20 protein-coding genes are annotated in these 20,012 nt (G+C 67.7%); 7 read left to right on the top strand and 13 right to left on the bottom strand.

Going from position 1 to position 20,012, the window contains the following annotated elements; genetic code table 11:
- Positions 1-62: 62 nt before the first annotated feature.
- Positions 63-941 carry a LysR family transcriptional regulator gene (locus B0E49_RS18555; protein ID WP_077564052.1) on the top strand — a complete coding sequence of 293 codons (879 nt, stop codon included), beginning with the start codon at positions 63-65 and terminating at the stop codon, positions 939-941.
- Between the two features lie 134 nt (positions 942-1,075).
- On the opposite strand, the gene B0E49_RS18550 is transcribed toward B0E49_RS18555, so the two are convergent.
- From B0E49_RS18550 to dusB, 8 genes are all read right to left on the bottom strand, one after another.
- Entirely contained in the window at positions 1,076-1,849 is a 774-nt protein-coding gene (locus B0E49_RS18550; RefSeq protein WP_077564210.1) for a LamB/YcsF family protein, read from the bottom strand.
- Positions 1,850-1,886: 37 nt separating this feature from the next.
- Positions 1,887-2,939 (bottom strand): 5-oxoprolinase subunit C family protein, encoded by a 1,053-nt coding sequence (locus tag B0E49_RS18545; RefSeq protein WP_077564051.1) that lies wholly within the window; start codon positions 2,937-2,939, stop codon positions 1,887-1,889.
- Positions 2,936-3,724, bottom strand: a complete 789-nt coding sequence (gene pxpB / locus B0E49_RS18540; RefSeq protein WP_077564050.1) for a 5-oxoprolinase subunit PxpB — start codon at positions 3,722-3,724, stop codon at positions 2,936-2,938. Before pxpB ends, B0E49_RS18545 begins: the two co-directional genes overlap by 4 nt.
- On the bottom strand, positions 3,721-4,977 hold the full coding sequence (locus B0E49_RS18535) for an MFS transporter (protein ID WP_077564049.1): 1,257 nt from the start codon (positions 4,975-4,977) through the stop codon (positions 3,721-3,723). Before B0E49_RS18535 ends, pxpB begins: the two co-directional genes overlap by 4 nt.
- A 49-nt stretch (positions 4,978-5,026) precedes the next feature.
- On the bottom strand, positions 5,027-5,806 hold the full coding sequence (locus B0E49_RS18530; protein WP_286138135.1) for a putative hydro-lyase: 780 nt from the start codon (positions 5,804-5,806) through the stop codon (positions 5,027-5,029).
- A gap of 316 nt (positions 5,807-6,122) precedes the next feature.
- Positions 6,123-7,724 carry a bifunctional phosphoribosylaminoimidazolecarboxamide formyltransferase/IMP cyclohydrolase gene (gene purH, locus B0E49_RS18525; protein WP_174571113.1) on the bottom strand — a complete coding sequence of 534 codons (1,602 nt, stop codon included), beginning with the start codon at positions 7,722-7,724 and terminating at the stop codon, positions 6,123-6,125.
- A complete protein-coding gene (locus B0E49_RS18520; protein WP_077564047.1) occupies positions 7,715-7,951 on the bottom strand; it encodes a Fis family transcriptional regulator in 237 nt (78 codons plus the stop codon). Before B0E49_RS18520 ends, purH begins: the two co-directional genes overlap by 10 nt.
- Positions 7,932-9,008, bottom strand: a complete 1,077-nt coding sequence (dusB, locus tag B0E49_RS18515; RefSeq protein WP_077564046.1) for a tRNA dihydrouridine synthase DusB — start codon at positions 9,006-9,008, stop codon at positions 7,932-7,934. Before dusB ends, B0E49_RS18520 begins: the two co-directional genes overlap by 20 nt.
- Positions 9,009-9,145: 137 nt before the next feature.
- Here dusB and B0E49_RS18510 point away from each other — a divergent pair, with 137 nt between their 5' ends.
- Positions 9,146-9,628: a YqaA family protein gene (locus B0E49_RS18510; protein WP_077564045.1), complete on the top strand. Its 483-nt coding sequence runs from the start codon at positions 9,146-9,148 to the stop codon at positions 9,626-9,628.
- A gap of 79 nt (positions 9,629-9,707) precedes the next feature.
- On the opposite strand, the gene ychF is transcribed toward B0E49_RS18510, so the two are convergent.
- Together ychF and B0E49_RS18500 are read right to left on the bottom strand one after the other, a co-directional pair.
- Positions 9,708-10,799: a redox-regulated ATPase YchF gene (ychF, locus tag B0E49_RS18505; RefSeq protein ID WP_077564044.1), complete on the bottom strand. Its 1,092-nt coding sequence runs from the start codon at positions 10,797-10,799 to the stop codon at positions 9,708-9,710.
- 72 nt (positions 10,800-10,871) lie between these two features.
- Positions 10,872-11,738, bottom strand: coding sequence for an MOSC domain-containing protein (locus B0E49_RS18500; RefSeq protein ID WP_077564043.1), 867 nt, complete (start codon positions 11,736-11,738; stop codon positions 10,872-10,874).
- Between the two features lie 58 nt (positions 11,739-11,796).
- On the opposite strand from B0E49_RS18500, the gene B0E49_RS18495 reads away from it, so the two are divergent.
- From B0E49_RS18495 to B0E49_RS18480, 4 genes are read left to right on the top strand one after another with little or no spacing between them, the layout of a single operon-like run.
- On the top strand, positions 11,797-12,921 hold the full coding sequence (locus B0E49_RS18495) for an FAD-dependent monooxygenase (RefSeq protein ID WP_077564042.1): 1,125 nt from the start codon (positions 11,797-11,799) through the stop codon (positions 12,919-12,921).
- Between the two features lie 48 nt (positions 12,922-12,969).
- The gene (locus tag B0E49_RS18490) at positions 12,970-13,695 is read left to right on the top strand and encodes a DsbC family protein (RefSeq protein ID WP_502688714.1); all 726 of its coding nucleotides are present in this window, start codon (positions 12,970-12,972) and stop codon (positions 13,693-13,695) included.
- Between the two features lie 33 nt (positions 13,696-13,728).
- Entirely contained in the window at positions 13,729-15,507 is a 1,779-nt protein-coding gene (locus B0E49_RS18485; RefSeq protein WP_077564040.1) for a M61 family metallopeptidase, read from the top strand.
- Positions 15,486-16,568: a DUF3108 domain-containing protein gene (locus B0E49_RS18480; protein WP_077564039.1), complete on the top strand. Its 1,083-nt coding sequence runs from the start codon at positions 15,486-15,488 to the stop codon at positions 16,566-16,568. Before B0E49_RS18485 ends, B0E49_RS18480 begins: the two co-directional genes overlap by 22 nt.
- On the opposite strand, the gene paaK is transcribed toward B0E49_RS18480, so the two are convergent.
- The 3 genes from paaK to B0E49_RS18465 are packed head-to-tail and all read right to left on the bottom strand — an operon-like array spanning position 16,565 to position 19,100.
- Positions 16,565-17,863 (bottom strand): phenylacetate--CoA ligase PaaK, encoded by a 1,299-nt coding sequence (gene paaK / locus B0E49_RS18475; protein WP_077564038.1) that lies wholly within the window; start codon positions 17,861-17,863, stop codon positions 16,565-16,567. The genes B0E49_RS18480 and paaK overlap by 4 nt on opposite strands.
- A complete protein-coding gene (gene paaI, locus B0E49_RS18470; protein ID WP_144264621.1) occupies positions 17,860-18,297 on the bottom strand; it encodes a hydroxyphenylacetyl-CoA thioesterase PaaI in 438 nt (145 codons plus the stop codon). The genes paaK and paaI overlap by 4 nt, the downstream gene beginning before the upstream one ends.
- Positions 18,294-19,100 carry an enoyl-CoA hydratase-related protein gene (locus B0E49_RS18465; RefSeq protein WP_077564036.1) on the bottom strand — a complete coding sequence of 269 codons (807 nt, stop codon included), beginning with the start codon at positions 19,098-19,100 and terminating at the stop codon, positions 18,294-18,296. Before B0E49_RS18465 ends, paaI begins: the two co-directional genes overlap by 4 nt.
- A 114-nt stretch (positions 19,101-19,214) precedes the next feature.
- On the opposite strand from B0E49_RS18465, the gene B0E49_RS18460 reads away from it, so the two are divergent.
- Entirely contained in the window at positions 19,215-19,994 is a 780-nt protein-coding gene (locus B0E49_RS18460) for an enoyl-CoA hydratase (protein WP_077564035.1), read from the top strand.
- Positions 19,995-20,012 lie beyond the last annotated feature (18 nt).

The following is a 20,012-nucleotide window of genomic DNA, read 5'->3' as shown; positions in this document are numbered from 1 at the left end:
TGCCCACCCCCCAAAGGCTACGGGCACTTTCTGCTTGATTTTCGGAGAATGAGAGCGGCGCCATGAACCTGCGCTTCGTCGAAGCCTTCGTCTGGGTCGCGCGGCTCAAGAGCATCACGCGCGGCGCCGAAAAGCTGTGCCTGACGCAGTCGGCGGTGTCGAACCGTGTGGCCGCGCTGGAGCAGGAACTCGGGATCACGCTGCTGGACCGGCGTGAACGCGGCTTCAAGCTGACCCCTGCGGGCGCGCGCTTCCTGCAGTACGCCGAGCGCCTGCTGGCGCTGCAGCGAGAAATGAAGACCGAGCTGGGCAGCCCGGAGCAGTTGCCGCTGTCGCTGCGCATCGGCGGCATCGAGACCGCGCTGCACACCTGGCTGATCCCGATGGTCGATCAGCTCAAAAAATCGAATCCGCAGCTCGAACTGGAGCTCACCATCGAGACCACGCCGGTGCTGGTCGAGCAGCTGCGCCGCGGCAGCCTGGACCTGGCGTTCGCCGCGCTGCCCGCGCTTGGTGAACAGATTGCCAACGAGGTGCTGGCGCCGCTCGAGATGGTGTTCGTCGGCCCCCTGGGCATGGCGCGAAAAAGACCGCTGAGCGTCGACGAGCTGCTGGCGCGTGACCTGATGACCTTCCAGCGCGGCTCGGCGCCGCACGTCGCGCTGCTCGATCTGCTGCGCTCGCTCGGCGCAGCAGACAAGCGCGTGCACACGGTGTCGTCGATCTCGGCGCTGGTGCGGCTGGCCGAGAGCGGCTTCGGCATCGCCACGCTGCCGCGCGCCGCAGCAGAACAGCTGCAGTCGCGCAACCGGATCGCGATCCTGCGCTGCGACGCCGCGCTGGCGCCGCTGCCGATGGTGGCAAGCTACTGGAGCGGCCCGGTGGCGCCGGGGCTCTCGAAGGCGTTGCACGAAGCGCTGGCGTTTGTGCGGGCGCAGTAGCCTGATGGTTATCGGGCCGCGGCCTGGTGCGCCGCTGGCTGTTTTGAATCAAATCGAGCCGAAGCCCTTTCGCTCCGTACGCTGTCAGCTATATTATTTGTAGCGATCGATAACCCTCGCACACCATCGCGGTATTACGCCGCGAGTGCGCCGAGCGGCCGCAGCTGGTAACCCTTGCGAGCGAGTTCGGCGCGCAGATAGGCCGCGGTGGCGACGGCTTCGGGGCCGTCGCCGTGCACGCAGATGCTGCCGATGGCCGTCGGCAGGCGCTTGCCGCTGACCGAGATCAGCGCCTGCGCGTCCAGCATGGCCTCGACGTGCGCCAGCGAGCGCGCGGCGCCGTGGATCATCGCGTCGGCGCGGCTGCGCGGCACCAGTTGCCCATCGTCCAGGTAGGCGCGGTCGGCGAAGATTTCCTCCACCACCGCAAGCCCGGCCTCGCGCCCTGCGGTGCACAGGCACGACAGCGCGGGCGCGAGCAGGATCAGTGCCGGGTCGTAGGCCTTGACCGCGCCGGCCACGGTGCGCGCCAGCGCCAGGTCGGCACAGGCCATGTTGCTGAGCGCGCCGTGCGCCTTGACGTGGCCGACGCGCATACCTTCGGTACGCGCCATGCCGTCGAGTGCGGCGATCTGGTAGATCAGCAGCGCCTCCAGCTCGGCCGGCTCGATCTGCATGCGCCGGCGCCCGAAGCCCTGCAGGTCGGGGAACGAGGGATGCGCGCCGACGCTGACCCCGGCCGCCCTGGCCAGCCGCAGCGTGTTGCGCATCACCAGCGGGTCACCCGCATGAAAGCCGCAGGCCACGTTGGCCGAGCCGACCGACTGCAGGATCTCGCGGTCCGAGCCCATGGTCCAGGCGCCGAAGCTCTCGCCGAGGTCGGCGTTGAGGTTGATGATGTTCGACATGGTGGTGACTCCCGAAAAGTAAGGCGGCGGCTCCATGCTACGCATCGGCGCGAATCATGCCGCTGACCAGGTTACCGCCGTACAGCGCGGCATCATCGATGACGCCGGCCGGCCGAAAGCCCGCGATGCGGCCGACCCAGAGCGCCAGCTGCTGCGCCTGCGCCGCGCGCGCGGCCGCGGCCTCCAACAGGTTCACGCGCGCAAAGCGCAACTGCGCGCCGGGCCGGGCGTGGGCCAGCCGCGGCAGATCGGCGCGGATCACGGTCGCGATCTTCGGGTAGCCGCCCACGGTCTGGCAATCGGCCATCAGGATGATGGGCTGACCGTTCGCCGGCACCTGGATCGCTCCCGGCGTGACGCCGTCGGAGGCAATGTCGGCGCCGAGCGCACTGTGGGTCAGCACCGGGCCCGCTAGCCGCATGCCCATGCGGTCGCTGTCGCGCGTGACCGTGAACGGCTGGCTGAAAAAGGCCTGCAGCGCCTCGTCGGTGAAATGGTCGGCCTGCGGCCCGGGCACGACGCGGATCGGTCCCTCGGGGTGCACGAGGGGTCCGGCGCCACGGAATTCGAGCGGCGCATCGCCCGCCACGCTGCGGCACGGCAGCAGGTCGCCCGCGGCGATGGCGCGTCCCCGCACGCCGCCAAGCGCGGCGCGCGCGTAGGTCGAACGACTGGCCAGCACGGCCGGCACCTCGACCCCGCCGCTGATGCCCACATAGGCGATGCCCGGGCCGCCCGCTTTGGGCGCGGCGGCGGCGCCGAACCGGATGCTGTCGCCGGGCCCGAGCGTGACCGTGCACCAGGGTTCCACCGGCAGCAGCTTGCCCTGGGCGCTCTGCAGCCTGGCGACTATCTCGCCCGCAATCGAGAAGCGCACGCGGCCCGCGCGCACCTTGAGCGCGGGACCCGTGAGCAGGATCTCCAGCGCCGCGGCGCCGGCCGCGTTGCCCACGAGCGCGTTCGCCGCCGCCAGCAGCACCGGATCGAGCGCGCCCGACACCGGCACGCCGAGCCGCCGGTAGCCGAAGCGGCCGCGATCCTGCACCGCCACGGCCAGCCCGCTCTCCACCACTTCAAGCTGCGCGCTCATCGGGTCACCTCCGCACCCTGCGCTGCGTCGAGGCGCAGGCTCGCGCGCTCGAAAGTGCCGGCCGCGCAGCACGCCTGCAGCGCCTCGTAGGCTGCGCGATCGACCGCCTGCCACTGCACCTGGTCGCCGGGCGCCAGCAGCGCCGGCCGCTCGGCATCGGCCGCATCGAACAGCGGCACCGGCGTGCGCCCGAGCAGCCGCCAGCCACCGGGGCTGTCCCACGGATAGGCGGCGCACATGCGCTGCGCCACCGCGACCGAGCCCGCCGGCACACGCTTGCGCGGCGAGGCCAGGCGCGGCATTTCCAGTGCCTCGGGCAGGCCGCCCATGTAACTGAAGCCGGGCTGGAAGCCCAGCATGTAAACGCTGAACACGGTCTGCGTCATGAGCTCGACCACGCGCTCGCGGGGCAGCGCCCGGGCGCTGGCGAGCTCGTCCAGATCGGGCGCGAACTCGGGGTCGAAGCACACCGGGATGCGCCAGTGCGCGCCAGCCACCGTGAGACTGCTGCTGGTGCGCGCGAGCGCCTGCAGTTCCGCGGCCAGGGTGTCGGCGTCGATGCGGTCGGGATCGAAATACACCGTGACCGAGCGGAAGGTCGGCACCCATTCGATCACGCCGTCGATGCGCCCGCTCGCGGCGAGCGCTTCCAGCGCACTGGCGAAGCCGAGCACCCGGGCGTGGATCTGAGGCGCTATCGCGCTGCCGAACTCCACCGTGAGCGCGGCGTCGCCGAGCGGCAGCAGGCGCGCCTCGGGCAGCGCTGGCCGGACAGCAGCGCTCATGCCTTGGCGGCCAGCGCTTCGTCGCCGGCGCTCAGTTCCATCCCCTGCGTTTCAGGCAGCGCCAGGGCGGCAATCACGACCAGCAGGTAGCCCGCGCCCGCGAGGTAGCCGATCGCCGTGCCAAGCGGAATCGACGTGCTCAGGTAGCCCACCAGCGCGGGACAGACCGAGCCCACCGCGCGCCCGAAGTTGTAGCAAAAGCCCTGGCCCGAGCCGCGCACCCGGCTCGGGAACAGCTCGCTCAGGTAGGCCCCCATGCCCGAGAAAATCCCCGACAGGAAGAAGCCCAGCGGAAAGCCCAGCACCAGCATCAGCGCGTCGGTCACCGGAACCAGCGTGTAGCCCACGACCAGCGCGCCGGCACTGATCGCGAACAGGATGAAGCACTGGCGCCGGCCGAGACGGTCGGACAGCCAGGCGCTGGTCAGGTAGCCGGCGAACGAGCCGGCGATCAGCACCAGCAGGTAGCCGCTGGTGTTCAGCACCGACAGATGGCGTTCCGTCTTCAGAAAGGTCGGCAGCCAGGTCGTCACGGCGTAGTAGGCGCCCTGCATGCCGGTGGCCAGCAGGCTCGCGAACACCGTCGTGCGCAACAGCGCGGGCGAGAAGATTTCAAGGAAGTTGCTGCTCTCGCCGTCCTTCTTCATCTGCGCGCGCGTGGCGTGATAGACCTCGGGGTCCTTGATCTGGCGCCGGATGTAGAGAATCAGGAGCGCTGGCAGGATGCCGAGCCAGAACAGCACACGCCAGGCCATCTCGGGCGCGAACAGCGAATACGCGGCCCAGAATGCGATCGCCGCCACGCCCCAGCCCACCGCCCAGCTGCTTTGCACCAGGCCGACCGCCTTGCCGCGATGGCGCGCCCGGATCATCTCGGCGATCAGCACCGAGCCGACCGACCATTCACCGCCAAAGCCCAGGCCCTGCAGCGCGCGCGTGACCAGCAGCTGTTCGGGCGAGGTCGTGAAGCCGCTCAGAAAGGTGAACACGGTAAACCACAGCACGGTCAGCTGCAGGATGCGCACGCGGCCGTACCTGTCGGCCAGGATGCCGGCGAGCCAGCCGCCGATCGCCGAGGTGATCAGCGCACCGGTGGCGATGTAGCCGGCCTCGGCCTTGGTCATGCCCCACAGCGCGATCAGCGTGGGAATCATGAAGGTGTAGATCATGTAGTCGAACGCATCGACGCCGTAGCCGGCGAACGCCGCGACCAGGGTCTTGCGCTCGGCCTTGCTGGTTTCCTGTAGCCACATGGTTTGTCTCCTGTTGTAGATGTAATCTGGCGTGAAGGGGGCCGCCGGCTCAGGCGAACGGCAGGTCGCTGTTGAGCCGGTCCGTGATCAGCATGTAGCCCGGTGCGTGCGTGATGCAGAACGCGGGCCGCGCCGCCATCACCACGGCCTGCGGCGTCACGCCGCAGGCCCAGAACACCGGCAGCTCATCGGCTTTGATCTCGACCGGGTCGCCGAAATCGGGGCGGGCGATGTCGGCGATGCCGATCAAGGCCGGGTCGCCCAGGTGCACCGGCGCGCCATGCACGGCCGGCACGCGCGCCGTGACCTGCACCGCGCGGATCGCATCCGCGGCCTTCATGGGACGCATCGACACCACCATCGGACCATGGAACGGGCCGGCCGGCGTGGTGGGGATATTGGTGCGGTACATCGCCACGTTCCGGCCCTGGCGCACATGGCGCAGCTCGATGCCGGCCTCGATCAGCGCGTGCTCGAAGGAAAACGAACAGCCGAGCACGAAGCTCACCAGGTCGCCCTGCCAGAGCGCGCCGATGTCGCCCGGCTCGTCGGCCAGTTCGCCGTCCCGCCAGACGCGGTAGCGCGGCACGTCGCTGCGGATGTCGATGTCGGCGCCCAGGGTCGGCAGCATCGGATCGCCCGGCTCGGACACGGCCAGCAGCGGGCACGGCTTGGGGTTGCGCTGGCAAAAGCGAAGGAAGTCGGACGCCAGCGCCGCCGGCAGGATCACCACGTTGCCCTGGACGTTGGCCGGCGCCAGGCCGCTGGTGTGCTCGCGCCAGCGGCCGGTGCGGATCGCCTGGCGCGCCTCGCGCGCGCTGGCGAACACGGGACGTTCGGCCGCGGCCGATGGGGAAGGATCAAGAACGCTCACATGGCTCTCCTGCGGTTGGCTGCGTGTGCCGGGTCGCACGGTGCAGATGGGGCGCAGTATCGAGCGCGCGGCGGGGCGCGACAAACGCTAAATTTCGTTATGCCATGATCGATTTTTTCGATGAAAATCGGCCGCCCGCAACCGCGGCGCCGGCAGTGTGCAAGCCATCGCCGGGACGCATGGCGTGGCCTGCGGCGTTTTCAGATTGCTATCAAAATAGCAGCATGCAGTGATTGCCCCTCATGGGCTGCAGGCACTTTTCTCTTGAATGTCAGTGGCGGAAGTGGCGCACGCCGCTGAACACCATGGCCACGCCACGCTCGTCGGCGGCCGCGATCACCTCGGAGTCGCGCATCGAGCCGCCGGGCTGGATCACGCAGCTCGCGCCGGCGTCCACCACCACATCGAGCCCATCGCGGAACGGGAAGAAGGCGTCGCTCGCGACCGCCGTTCCCTCTAACGACAGGCCCGCATGCTGCGCCTTGATGCTGGCGATGCGCGCCGAGTCGAGCCGGCTCATCTGGCCCGCGCCGACGCCCAGGGTCATGCCGTCCTTGCAGAACACGATGGCGTTTGACTTGACGTACTTCGCCACCTTCCAGGCGAACAGCAGGTCCTGCAGCTGCTGCGGCGTCGGCTGCTTCTGGCTCACCACCTTGAGATCGGCCAGCGTCAGTTCATGGTTGTCGGCGGTCTGCATCAACAAGCCGGAGCCGATGCGCTTGACGTCCATGGCGTTGCGGCCGTTGTCCCAGTCGGTTTTGCCCGCGCCGCTCTTGCCCGGGCCGGCGTGGGGCGGCAGCGCAATCTGCAGGATCCGCACATTGACCTTGGACTTGAACACGGCCAAAGCCTCGGGCGTGTAGCCCGGGGCCATCAGCACTTCGACGAACTGCTGGCTGATCGCCTGCGCAGCCGCGGCATCGACCGGCCGGTTCAGGGCAATGATGCCGCCGAAGGCCGAGGTCGGGTCGGTCTGGAACGCGCGGCTGTAAGCCTGCAGCGCATCGGCGCCGAGCGCCACGCCGCACGGGTTGGCGTGCTTGACGATGACGCAGGCCGGTGTCTCGAAACTCTTGACGCATTCCCACGCGGCATCGGCGTCGGCGATGTTGTTGTACGACAGCTCCTTGCCCTGCAGCTGCTGCGCCGTCACCAGCGAGCCCGGCGCCGGGTACAGGTCGCGGTAGAACGCGGCCTGCTGGTGCGGGTTCTCGCCGTAGCGCAGGTCCTGCAGCTTGATGAAGCGGCCATTCGCCTGGCCCGGAAACAGCGCGCGGCTGCCGTCGCCCCGGATGCTCGAAAGGTAGTCAGAAATCGCACCGTCGTAGCAGCTGATGCGATTGAAGGCCGCGACAGACAACGCAAACTTGGTCTTGTCGCTGACCGTGCCGCCGGCCTTGAGTTCGTCCAGCACGCCGGTGTACTGCGAGGCGTCGGTCAGCACCGCCACATCCTTCCAGTTCTTCGCGCCCGAGCGCACCATGGCGGGCCCGCCGATGTCGATGTTCTCGATCGCATCCTCCAGCGTGCAGCCGGGTTGGGCCACCGTCGCCTCGAACGGGTACAGGTTGACCACCAGCAGGTCGATGGTGTCGATGCCGTGCTGTGCGAGCGCCGCCATGTGCGCGGGCACGTCGCGCCGCGCCAGCAGGGCGCCATGCACGTTCGGGTGCAGCGTCTTGACGCGCCCGTCCAGCATCTCGGGAAAGCCGGTCAGCGCCGCCACCTCGGTCACCGGCAGATCCTGCTCCGCCAGCAGTTTGGCGGTGCCGCCGGTGGAGATCAGCTTGATGCCCAGCGCATGCAGGGCCTGCGCGAATTCAACGATGCCGGTTTTGTCGGAGACAGAGATCAGTGCGTTCATTTCAATAACTTATGTTCAACCAGCTTCTTGCGCAGCGTGTTGCGGTTCAGGCCCAGCCATTCGGCGGCCCTGGATTGGTTGTGGTCGGCCTGGTTCATCACCACTTCGAGCAGCGGGCGCTCCACCACCTTGACCATCATCTCGTACATGCCGCCCGGCTCGGTGCCGCGCAAGTCCCTGAAGTAGCCTTCCAGACTGGCGCGCACACACTCTTCAATGTGCTTCTTGCTCATACCCTTGTTCCCCTCGTTGCTCTTGTTCTTCGCCCAGGTCCGTGGGTGCGCGGGCCAGGCCGCGCGGCAGCCGGTCGCTGCCGGCACCCAGTTCGTCAAAAAAATCGGCTACCGCGGCGCTTTGCGCCTGGCAGTTTTCCAGCCGGTTCATGCGTGCGCGAAACGCTTCGCCGCCCGGCAGGGCGCGCACGTACCAGCCGATGTGCTTGCGCGCGGTGCGCACGCCGCTGAACTCGCCGTACAGCGCGTAGTGGTCCTGCAAATGGTCCAGCAGCAGGCGCCGCACCTCGGCCACCAGCGGCGGCGCCAGATGCTCGCCGGTCGCCAGAAAATGCGCGATCTCGCGAAAGATCCAGGGCTGGCCCTGCGCCGCGCGGCCGATCATCACGGCGTCGGCCCCGGTCTCGCGCAGCACGTCCCGCGCCTGCTCGGGCGTGGCGATGTCGCCGTTGGCCACCACCGGAATGCGCAGCGCGGCCTTGACCTGGCGAATCGTGTCGTACTCGGCGCGCCCCTTGTAACCCTGCTCGCGCGTGCGGCCATGCACCGTGACCATCTGCACGCCGGCATCTTGCGCCGCGCGCGCCAGCACGACGGCGTTCTTGTGCGACTGGCACCAGCCGGTGCGCATCTTGAGCGTGACCGGCACACGGCGCGGTGCGCACACGGCCACCACGGCCTGCACGATGGACAGCGCCAGCGCCTCGTCCTGCATCAGCGCCGAGCCGGCCCATTTGTTGCAGACCTTCTTGGCCGGGCAGCCCATGTTGATGTCGATGATCTGTGCGCCACGGTCGATGTTGTAGGCCGCGGCCTCGGCCATCATGGGCGCGTCGGTGCCGGCAATCTGCACGGCGATCGGTCCCGGCTCGCCCTCGTGGTTGGCGCGGCGCGAGGTCTTCAGCGTGTTCCACAAATCGCGGCGCGAGGTCACCATCTCGCTCACCGCATAGCCGGCGCCGAGCCGCTTGCAGAGCTGGCGAAACGGCCGGTCGGTCACGCCCGCCATCGGGGCGACGAACAGGTTGTTCGCCAGGGTGAATGGACCGATGTTCATGGGGCGGTGAAGGCGCAAACGCGTTGCTGAAAAAAGGGGCGGAGGGCGGGGTCTGTCATTGTAGTCGCCCAAAATTTCAGCAATTGAAATTGCGCCCGGAATTTCCACCCTGCGGTCTGCCTATACTCGTGGCACCCATGGAAGCCTGGATCCAACACCTGCTCACGCTGCTGGCGCTGCCCCAACTGGGCCTCAGCACGGTCTTCGTGGTGTCGTTCGTTTCCGCCACGCTGCTGCCGCTGGCCTCCGAGCCGGTGGTGTTCGGACTGATCAAGCTCAACCCCGAGCTGTACTGGCCGACCATTGCGGTCGCCACGGCGGGCAACACGCTGGGCGGCGCGCTCGACTGGTGGATGGGTTACGGCGCACACCAGGTGCTGGACAAATACCGCCATTCGCCGACGCATTTGAAGGCCCTGAACTGGCTCGAAAAACTCGGCCCCATCGCCTGCCTCCTGTCCTGGCTGCCCGGCATCGGCGACCCGCTGTGCGCCGTCGCCGGCTGGCTCAAGCTGCCGTTCTGGCCCTGTGTGGGCTGGATGGCGGTGGGCAAGTTCCTGCGCTACGTCGCGATGACGGCGGCGCTGGTCTGGGTGTTCCCGGGGCGGTTCACGTTTTGAAAGGGTGCCGGTATTCCTACCAGATACATAGCTACCAGCCAACGCCAATCAAGGGCTACAGTCCTATTTCCTGTAAATCTCAGGAACTGAAGAGGAAGTTCATCACGTCGCCGTCCCGGACAACGTACTCCTTGCCTTCCGAGCGCATCTTGCCCGCGTCTTTCGCGCCCTGCTCGCCCTTGTAGGCGATGAAGTCGTCGAACGCAATGGTCTGGGCGCGGATGTAGCCGCGCTCAAAATCGGTGTGGATCACGCCGGCCGCCTGCGGGCCGGTGTCGCCGACGTGGATGGTCCAGGCGCGCACTTCCTTGACGCCCGCGGTGAAGTAGGTTTGCAGGCCCAGCAGCTTGAAGGCCGCACGGATCAGGCGATTCAGGCCCGGTTCGCTCTGGCCGAGTTCGGCCAGGAACATCTGCTTGTCCTCCTCCTCCATATCGGCCATTTCGGCTTCCATCTTGGCGCAGATCGCCACCACGGGCGCGTTTTGCTTGGCCGCGTACTCGCGCAGCCGGTCCAGGAACGGGTTGTTCTCGAAACCGTCCTCGGCCACGTTGGCCACGAACATTGCGGGCTTGGCCGTGATCAGGAACAGCTGCTTGATCAGCGGCTGGTCTTCCTTGTTGAAGTTCAGCGTGCGCACCGGCTGGCCCTGGTTCAGCGCGGCCTGGCACTGCTCCAGCAGGGCCACCAGCTTGATCGCCTCCTTGTCGCCCGAGCGCGCCGTCTTGGTGTGGCGGTGCAGCGCCTTCTCGACCGACGACAGGTCGGCCAGGCACAGCTCGGTCTGGATGATTTCGATGTCGGAGATCGGGTCCACCTTGCCGGCGACGTGGATCACGTTCTCGTCCTCGAAGCAGCGCACCACGTTGACGGTGGCGTCGGTCTCGCGGATATGCGCCAGGAACTGGTTGCCCAGGCCCTCGCCCTTGCTGGCGCCGGCCACCAGACCGGCGATGTCGACAAATTCGACGATGGCGGGCACGATTCGCTCGGGCTGCACGATCGCGGCCAGCTGGCTTAGCCGCGGGTCCGGCAGCTCCACGATGCCCACGTTCGGCTCGATGGTGCAAAAAGGATAGTTCTCGGCCGCGATGCCGGCCTTGGTCAAGGCATTGAACAGGGTGGATTTCCCCACGTTGGGCAGGCCCACAATGCCGCACTTCAGACTCATAACAAACCCCAAAAATCAGGGGCCAAGTGTAAGCGACCCAAGCGACGCAGGCGCCGGCCCGGTTTGGCGCTGTCAGTCGAAAACGTAGTCCGCCGCCACGCTCTGGCCGACGCGCAGCAGCTGGCCGGCACCGGCCAGCACGATGGCATTCATGCCGAAGGTGATGCCGCCGTTCATGCGCGCGTCCTGCCGGTAGGTCTGCAAGGTGTCGCCGACTTCGGGGCTGGGGATGCCGCTGGCGGGGTCGACATTGGGAATCGGGCAGCGCACGCAGGGCTTGACGGGCTTGAGCTGCGCCGGGCCGGGCTCGGTCGCCACGTGCAGGGTGTCCAGATGGTCTTCGTCGTGCGCCTGCACGCCCGACAGCACGACGTTGGGGCGAAAGCGCTCCATGCCCACCGGCGCGTGGCCGCCCGCCGCCAGGCGCGTGTTGAGATCGTCCAGCGCCGCGTCGCTGGTCACCAGCAGCGCAAATCCGTCATTGAACTGGACCGGCGCCTCGACGCCGCCGGTCCACTTCAGGCTGGACAGGCGCTGCACATCGGGATCGAAGCGCACCAGCCGCAGCTTCTGGCCCAGAAAGTCGCTGAACCACTGGGCCGCCAGCGCACCCATGTCCCAGGCGTCCACCACGTCGTCCCAGACCCGCACGCGCGCGGGCTGCTCCACGGCGTCCAGCGCCACATGCAGGGCCAGCATGCCGGGCGCGCGCAGCACCATCTCGGAGGTCTTGAGCTGCGGGCGGATCAGCGCCATGCGCGCCAGCGTGCGCTGCGTCACGAAGTCGCCGGCCTCGTCCACCACCATCCAGGCGCGGTCCCACTCCAGCCCGGTTTCCAGCAGCAGGGCCTCTTGCACCTCGATGCCGGCGCACGATTTGATCGGGTAGAGGAACAGCCGCGCAATACGGCCCGTCACGTCGGGGCTGGAAGAGGTCACGGGGTCATCCTTTCAACGAAAGCTCCGATTTTGCCCCGCCTCCTACAATTGTGGGCTTATGGCTCAACCCTTTGATGTGTGTATTCGCGGCGCCGGCGTGGTGGGCCGCACGCTCGCCTTGCTGCTGGCGCGCGACCGGCTGCGCGTGGCGCTGGTGGCCGGGCCCACGGCGCCGGCCGCAGCCGCCGCCGATGTGCGCGCCTATGCGCTCAACGCCGCGGCGCGCGCACTGCTCGAATCACTGCGCGGCTGGCCCATTGATGCCTTCGCCACCGCGGTGCTGGGCATGCAGGTGTGCGGCGATGACGGCGGCGAGGTCAACTTCAGCGCCGCCGCGCAGGGCGTGCCGGCGCTGGCCTGGATTGTCGATGTGCCCGCCCTCGAGGCCCAATTGGCCGAGGCGGTGCGCTATCAGCCGCTGGTCGAGGTCGTGGACGCGCCGCAGAGCGCCGCACTGACCGTGATCTGCGAGGGCCGCGCCAGCAGCGCGCGCGCGGAATTCGGCATCGATTTTGACGTCACACCGTATCCGCAGCGGGCCATTGCGGCCCGGCTGGTTTGTGAAAAGCCGCACGGCCAGATCGCGCGCCAGTGGTTTGCGAACAACGAGATCCTGGCTTTCCTGCCGCTGGGCGGTGACCAGGGGAACTCGGTGGCGATTGTGTGGTCTGTCCCTCAGGAGCGTGCGGCGCAGTTGCTGGCCCTGAGCCCCGAAGAATTTGCACGGCAGCTCGGCGTCGCCAGCCATAACGCCCTGGGCACGCTGACGCTGGACAGCGAGCGCGCCGCCTGGCCGCTGCAACTGGCGCGAGCCGTTCGCTGGGTCGGCACGCACGCAGGGAAAAGCTGGGCGCTGGCCGGGGACGCCGCCCACACGGTGCATCCGCTGGCCGGGCAAGGGCTGAATCTGGGCCTGGCCGATGCGGCGGAGTTGGCCGGCGTGCTGCACGCGCGCGACTACTGGCGCAGCGTGGGCGACCTGCGGCTGCTGCGCCGCTATGAGCGCGCGCGCAAGGCCGAGGTGCTCTCGATGGGGCTGGCCACCGACGGCCTGCAGCAGTTGTTTGCACGCGGCGCGGGGCCCTTGCAGGCCTTGCGCAACTGGGGCATGAACGGGTTTGAACACAGCGGGCCGCTGAAGACCTGGCTGGCACGGCAGGCGATGGGGCTGCGCCGGACTTGAACCAAATCGCCGCCGCCACGGCAGGAATTGAAAACAACCGGAACCATGATGACGAAATTACTGAAAACCCTGCTGCACACGGTGCTCGCGGTGGCCGCCTTGACGAGCTGCCTGGGCGCCAGCGCCCAGGAGGCGGTGATTCGCAAGAACCTGGCCGAGCGCGTGCCGCAAATGCCGAAGATCGATGAGGTCAGCAAAACCGGCATGCCCGGCCTGTACGAGCTGCGCGTGAACGGCTCCGACATCCTGTACACCGACTCGGAGGGCAACTACCTGATCCAGGGCGCCCTGATCGACACCAAGCTGCGCCGCAACCTGACCGAAGAACGCGTGGACAAACTCACGGCGGTGGACTTCGCCGCCCTGCCGCTGAAGGACGCCTTCACCGTGGTGCGCGGCAACGGCAAGCGCAAGCTGGCGGTGTTCGAAGACCCCAACTGTCCCTACTGCAAGCACTTCGAGCGCGACCTGCAATCCGTCAACAACGTCACCATCCACATGTTCCTGCTGCCCATCCTGGGGCACGACTCGCCCGAAAAGTCGAAGAACGTGTGGTGCGCCAAGGACCGCGCCAAGGCCTGGCAGGACCTGATGCTGAAGGACGCCGCACCGCCGGCCGCCACGTGTGACACCACGGCGCTGACGCGCAACCTGGCGTTCGCGACCCGCTACAAGATCACCGGCACGCCGACCCTGTTCTTCACCGACGGCTCACGCGTGCCGGGTTACATCGACGCGCAGCAGGTCGAAAAGCAGCTGGCCGCCGCCAAATAGACCCATCGGCCGCGCATCTTGAAGTCCCGCTTGATGGTTCCGCCCCTGCACTACCGCGTGGAGGTGGCCGACCTGCACGCACACCTGTACCGCGTCACGCTGACCATTGCCGAGCCCGCCGCACAGCAGCGCGTGGCGTTGCCGGTGTGGATCCCGGGCAGCTACCTGGTGCGCGAATTCTCCAAGAACCTGCAGAACCTGCAGGCGCGTCAGGGCACCAGGGCTGCCCCGCTGCGCCAACTCGACAAATGCAGCTGGGAGGTGGAATGCCTGCCGGCCCAACCGCTGGTGCTGAGCTACGAGGTGTATGCGCTGGACCCTTCGGTGCGTACCGCGTGGCTGGATGCCGCACGCGGCTTTTTCAACGGCACCAGCCTGTGCCTGCGCGTCGAGGGGCACGAGGATCGGCCGCACGGACTGGAGCTGGTTGCCAGTCAATCCATAGCGCACTGGCAGGTGGTTACGCCGGCTACAGCCCAAAAAATTGATAAAAAGGGGTTCGGCCACTACCTCGCGGCCAGTTACGACGAACTGGTGGACTGTCCGGTGGAAATGGGCACGTTCTTGAGCGGCACCTTCGTGGCCGGCGGCGTGCCGCACCGCTTTGTCGTGGCCGGCGCGCCGCCCTCGTTCGACTTCGAACGGCTGCTGGCGGACGCGCAGAAAATCTGCGAGGCCGAAATCCGCTTCTGGCATGGCGCCTTTGGCGCGGGCGCCCGCGCCAGAGCCCGGGCGCCGCACAAAAACTACCTGTTCATGCTGAACGCCGTGGACGATGGCTACGGCGGGCTGGAACATCGCACCAGCACGGCGCTGATCTGCAACCGCCGGGACCTGCCGCGGCTCGGCGAGAAAAAACCGCCCGAGGGCTACACGACGCTGCAGGGTCTGATCAGCCACGAATACTTCCACACCTGGAACGTCAAGCGCCTGCGCCCGAAGGAGTTCGCCCGCTACGACTACACGCAGGAAAACTACACGCAGCTGCTGTGGTTTTTCGAGGGCTTCACCAGCTACTACGACGACCTGCTGTTGCGCCGCGCCGGCCTGATCGACGATGCCGGCTACCTGCGCCTGCTGAACAAGACCCTCAACCAGGTGCAGCAGACGCCGGGGCGCGCGCTGCAGTCGGTCGCGCAGGCCAGTTTCGACGCCTGGGTCAAGTACTACCGGGTCGACGAGAACACGCCCAACGCCACGGTGAGCTACTACACCAAGGGCGCGCTGGTGGCGCTGTGTTTCGACCTGACGCTGCGCCTGGAGGGCCACACCACGCTCGACCACGTGATGCGCGCCCTGTGGCAGCGCTGCCAGGCCGGCCCCATGACCGAGGCCGACTTCGCCGCGGTGCTGCAGGAGCTGGGCGGGCGCTCCTTCTCGAAGGAGATCGCGCAGTGGGTGCACGGCACGCGCGAGTTGCCGCTGCAGGACTTGCTCGAGCGCCACGGCGTGGCCGTGCTCGACGAGCCGGCCCAGCTGGCGCAGCGACTCGGCCTGCGTGTCGCCGAGAGCAACGGCATCCAGGTCAAGACCGTGCTGCGCGGCGGAGCGGCCGAGCGCGCCGGTCTGGCTGCGGGCGACGAATGGCTGGGCGTCGAAGTCGGCACCAAAGCCTCGCCCAGCAGCTGGCGCCTGAGCAAGCTCGACGAGCTGCTGCTGTACGCGGGGCGCTCCAGAAAAGTGACCGTCATCATCGCGCGCGACAAGCGCCTGCTGCGGCTGGCGCTGGCCCTGCCCCCCGCCATCACCACGTGGCGTCTGGCCCTGCGCGACGCCGCACTGGCCAAGCCGTGGCTCGCATCCCAGGATTAGGCCGCACGGTTGCCGCGCTGACGCTGGTCGTGTTGCTGGCGCACTGGGCCGTGTTGGCCTGGCTGGCCGCCCATTGGCAGGAGACCTCGGTGCTGCGGCCCATGGCCGCGCCGATGCTGACGCGCGAGATCGTGCCCACGGCCCCGGCGCCGCCGCCCGTTCTTGAGAGAAAAGCAGCGCCAGCCCATGCCACACGCGCACATAAAGCTACTAAATCAATAGCAATCGAAGCCGCCGCGCCACCACAGCCACCCGCCTCCGCGGCGCCGCCGGAGCCCACCGCCTCCGCGCCCGAGGCGACGAGCAGCGCCGCCACCGCGGCCGCCAGCGCCCCCGAAGCGCCGGCATCCATCCAGGCCGGCACCGACAGCGTCACGCCGCTGGACGACAGCGCCAACCCCCATGCCACCACGAACTACCTGGACATCTGGCCCGACGACACGCGCCTGACCTATCGTCTCAGCGGCAACTACCGCGGCGCGCTGCACGGCGACGCCCAGGTGCTGTGGCAACGCCAGGGCGACCAGTACCAGTCCCGCATCGAGGTCAACATCGGCTGGCTGCTCAGCATGAGCATGACCAGCCAGGGCAGCATCACGCCGCCGGGCCTGTTTCCGCGCGTCTATGAGGAGCTGGTGCGCAGCCGGCGCCGCAGCATCGTGCTGGACGAGCACAGCATCGTGCTGCCCAATGGCAACCAGGTGGCGCGCCCGCAAGGGGTGCAGGACACGATCAGCCAGTTCGTCGAGCTCGCCTGGCAGTTCAACACCGGGCAGACCGCGCTGCAGGTGGGCCACTCGTTCGACGTGTGGCTGGCGCGCCCCGGCGGCGTGGACCTGTGGACCTACGACGTGCCCGAAGAAGTCACGGTACCCACCCCGCGGCTCGGCCCGGTGCAGGCCTTTCACATCAAGCCGCGCCCGCCGGGCAGTCCGCGCGGCACCATCATGGTGGAGATGTGGTTTGCGCCGAGCCTGCAATACCTGCCGGTGCGCGTGCGCCTGAATCTGGATGAGCAGAACTACGTGGACCTGATCGTCGACAAGATCGAGCAGCGCTAGCGCTGGTCCACGACCCGCCTGGCCTTGCCCACGCTGCGCTCGATGCCGCCCTCGGGTCGCAGCTCGATCTGCACGCTGGAGCCCACATAGACCTTGATCTCGTGCTGCAGCAGCTGGGCGCTGGCACGCGCTTCCAGGCTCTCGGGCGACACGCCGGGGCGCGTCTCCACCGCCACCGTAAGGTTGTCCATCGGCCCCTCGCGCGTCAGGATGCACTGGTAATGCGGGGCCAGTTCGGCGCGCTTGAGAATCAGCTCCTCGATCTGCGTCGGGAACACGTTCACGCCGCGGATGATCATCATGTCGTCGCTGCGGCCGGTGATTTTTTCCATGCGGCGCATGGTGCGCGCCGTGCCGGGCAGCAGCCGCGTGAGGTCGCGCGTGCGGTAGCGGATGATGGGCAGCGCCTCCTTGGTCAGGCTGGTGAACACCAGTTCGCCCAGCTCACCGTCGGGCAGCGACTCGCCCGTGTGGGGGTCGATGATTTCGGGGTAGAAATGGTCTTCCCAGATGGTCGGGCCGTCCTTGGTCTCGACGCACTCGTTGGCCACGCCCGGGCCCATGACCTCGCTGAGGCCGTAGATGTCCACCGCGTCGATCCCCATGCGCTGCTCGATCGCCAGGCGCATGTCGTTGGTCCAGGGCTCGGCGCCGAAGATGCCGATGCGCAGCGAGGAGCTGGCCGGGTCGATGCCGTGGCGCTCGAACTCGTCGGCAATCGCCAGCATGTAGCTGGGCGTGACCATGATGATGTCGGGCTGGAAGTCCTGGATCAGCTGTACCTGCTTTTCGGTCTGGCCGCCGCCGAATGGCACCACCGTGAGGCCGAGCTTTTCCGCGCCGTAGTGCGCGCCCAGGCCGCCCGTGAACAGGCCGTAGCCATAGCTCACGTGCACCATGTCGCCGGGGCGCGCGCCGCTGGCGCGAATGCTGCGCGCCATCACCGTGGCCCAGGTGTCGATATCGCGCGCGGTGTAGCCCACCACCGTGGGTTTGCCGGTGGTGCCGCTGGAGGCATGGATGCGCACCACCGAAGAGCGCGGCACGGCGAACATGCCGAACGGGTAGTGCTCGCGCAGGTCCTTCTTGCTGGTGAACGGAAATCTGGCCAGGTCGGCCAGACTGCGGCAATCGTGCGGGTGCACCCCGGCCGCGTCGAACTTGGCGCGGTAGGCCGGCGAATGGGTGTAGGCGTGGACCAGCGTGGCCTGCAGCCGCTTGAGCTGCAGCGCGCGCAGCTCGTCGAGGCTGGCTTTTTCGATCGGCTCGAGCGCAAATGCCGTCAAATGGCTCATGACGTTCCCTCAATGATGTGGCCCTTGATCTGCGCGCTCTTGCCGCGAAACAACGCAATCAGCTCGCCATGCTGGTTGCTGACCTTGATGTCGTAGATGCCGTGGCGCCCGCTCAGGGTTTGCTCCACGCCCTCGCTGGTCAGCACGTCGCCCAGTTGTCCCGACTTCAAAAATTCGATGCTGCAGCCTGCCGCCACGGTGACCTTGTTATGGCTGTTGCAGGCGAAGGCAAAAGTGGAATCGGCCAGCGTAAAGATCAGCCCGCCATGGCAGATCTGGTGGCCGTTCAGGTGCTCTTCGCGCACCGTCATGCGCATCGTGGCGCGCCCGGGCTGGCAGCTGACCAGCTCCATCTTCATGAAGTCCTTCGACGCGGTGTCGACGGCGAACATCGATTCGCCCACGCGCTTAGCCAACGCTGCGGCGTCCATCATTCCCCCTTGAACTGCGCCGGACGCTTTTCCAGGAAGGCCGTCACGCCCTCGATGTAGTCGTGCGTGCGCCCCAGGGCCGACTGGGTGTCGCGCTCCGCGTCGAGCTGCTGGTGCAGCGTGCGCGTGCCGGCCTCGCGCAGCAACTGGCGGGTCGCCACCAGCGCCTTGGTCGGCATGACGGCCAGGCGCTGCGCCATCTCCATGGCAGCGGCCACGCAGTCGTCCGCCACGTCCCAGATCAGGCCCCACTCCTTGGCTTGCGCGGCCGCCAGCTTGTCGCCGGTCATGGCCAGCGCCATGGCGCGCGCCAGGCCCAGGCGCTCCACCAGGAACCAGCTGCCGCCGGCGTCGGGAATCAGGCCGATCTTGCTGAAGGCCTGGATGAAGCTGGCCGTGGGCGCGGCAATCGCGATGTCGCAGGTCATGGCCAGCGAGGCGCCGGCGCCGGCCGCGACGCCGTTCACCGCCGCGATCGTGGGCATGCGCAGGCCCTGCAGGCGGCGCGCCGTGGGATTGAAGGCCTGGTCGATGACCGGACCGGGATTGGCGCGCTCGACCAGGCCGGGGCCAGGTGCAAAGTCGAACTCGGCCAGGTCCGCGCCCGCGCAAAAGCCGCGCCCGGCCCCGGTGATCACCAGCGCACGGATGGCGGGGTTGGCCTCGGCGCGGTCCAGCGCGGCCCACAGGTCGTGGTGCATCTGGCGCGTGAAACTGTTGAGGGACTGCGGGCGGTTCAGGGTCACGACGGCGATGCCGCCCTGCTCGCTGTACAAGACGGTGGATGGGGGGGTGGGTTCGGTCATGCGTGTCTCCTGAAACGGAATTTACCATTGGCCGACCGATCGGTCGGTTAATGGTTTCCCTTGGTGGGTCGTTGGTTATAGTTTGCTATTGCAACAGATAATCCGGAGATGTCCATGAATTACGAATTGATCACGGTCCGCACCGAAGGCGGCAAGGTCGGCGTCGTCACCCTGAACCGCCCGAAACAGCTCAACGCGCTGAACAACCAGTTGATGGACGAGCTGGGCCACGCCCTCAAGGGCTTCGACGCCGACGCGGCGATCGGCTGCATGATCGTCACCGGCAGCGAGAAGGCCTTTGCCGCCGGCGCCGACATCGGCGCCATGGCGACCTACGGCTTTGCCGACGTCTACAAGGGCGACTACATCACGCGCAACTGGGAAACCATCCGCTCCATCCGCAAGCCGGTGATCGCCGCCGTGAGCGGCTTCGCGCTGGGCGGCGGCTGCGAGCTGGCGATGATGTGCGACTTCATCATCGCGGCCGACAACGCGCGTTTTGGCCAGCCCGAGATCAAGCTCGGCATCATTCCCGGCGCCGGTGGCACGCAGCGCCTGCCGCGCGCGGTGGGCAAGGCCAAGGCCATGGACATGGCGCTCACGGGCCGCATGATGGACGCCGCCGAGGCCGAGCGCGCCGGCCTGGTGAGCCGCGTGGTGGCGCTGGACAAATTGATGATTGAAGCGCTGGGCGCAGCGCTGATGATCTGCGACTACTCGCAAATCGCCGTGATGGCGGCCAAGGAATCGGTAAACCGCGCCTTCGAGGGCTCCTTGAGCGACGGCATCATGTTCGAGCGCCGGCTGTTCCACGCGATGTTTGCCACCACCGACCAGAAGGAAGGCATGGACGCGTTCGTGAACAAGCGCAAGCCCGAGTTCAAGAATCAGTGAGATCGCGCCGGGGCCGTC

The organism is Polaromonas sp. C04 (assembly GCF_002002705.1).
In the GTDB taxonomy this organism is placed as follows: domain Bacteria; phylum Pseudomonadota; class Gammaproteobacteria; order Burkholderiales; family Burkholderiaceae_C; genus Rhodoferax_A.
The sequence above is the reverse complement of the archived record's forward strand: the minus strand, read 5'-3'. Positions and strand labels throughout refer to the sequence as shown.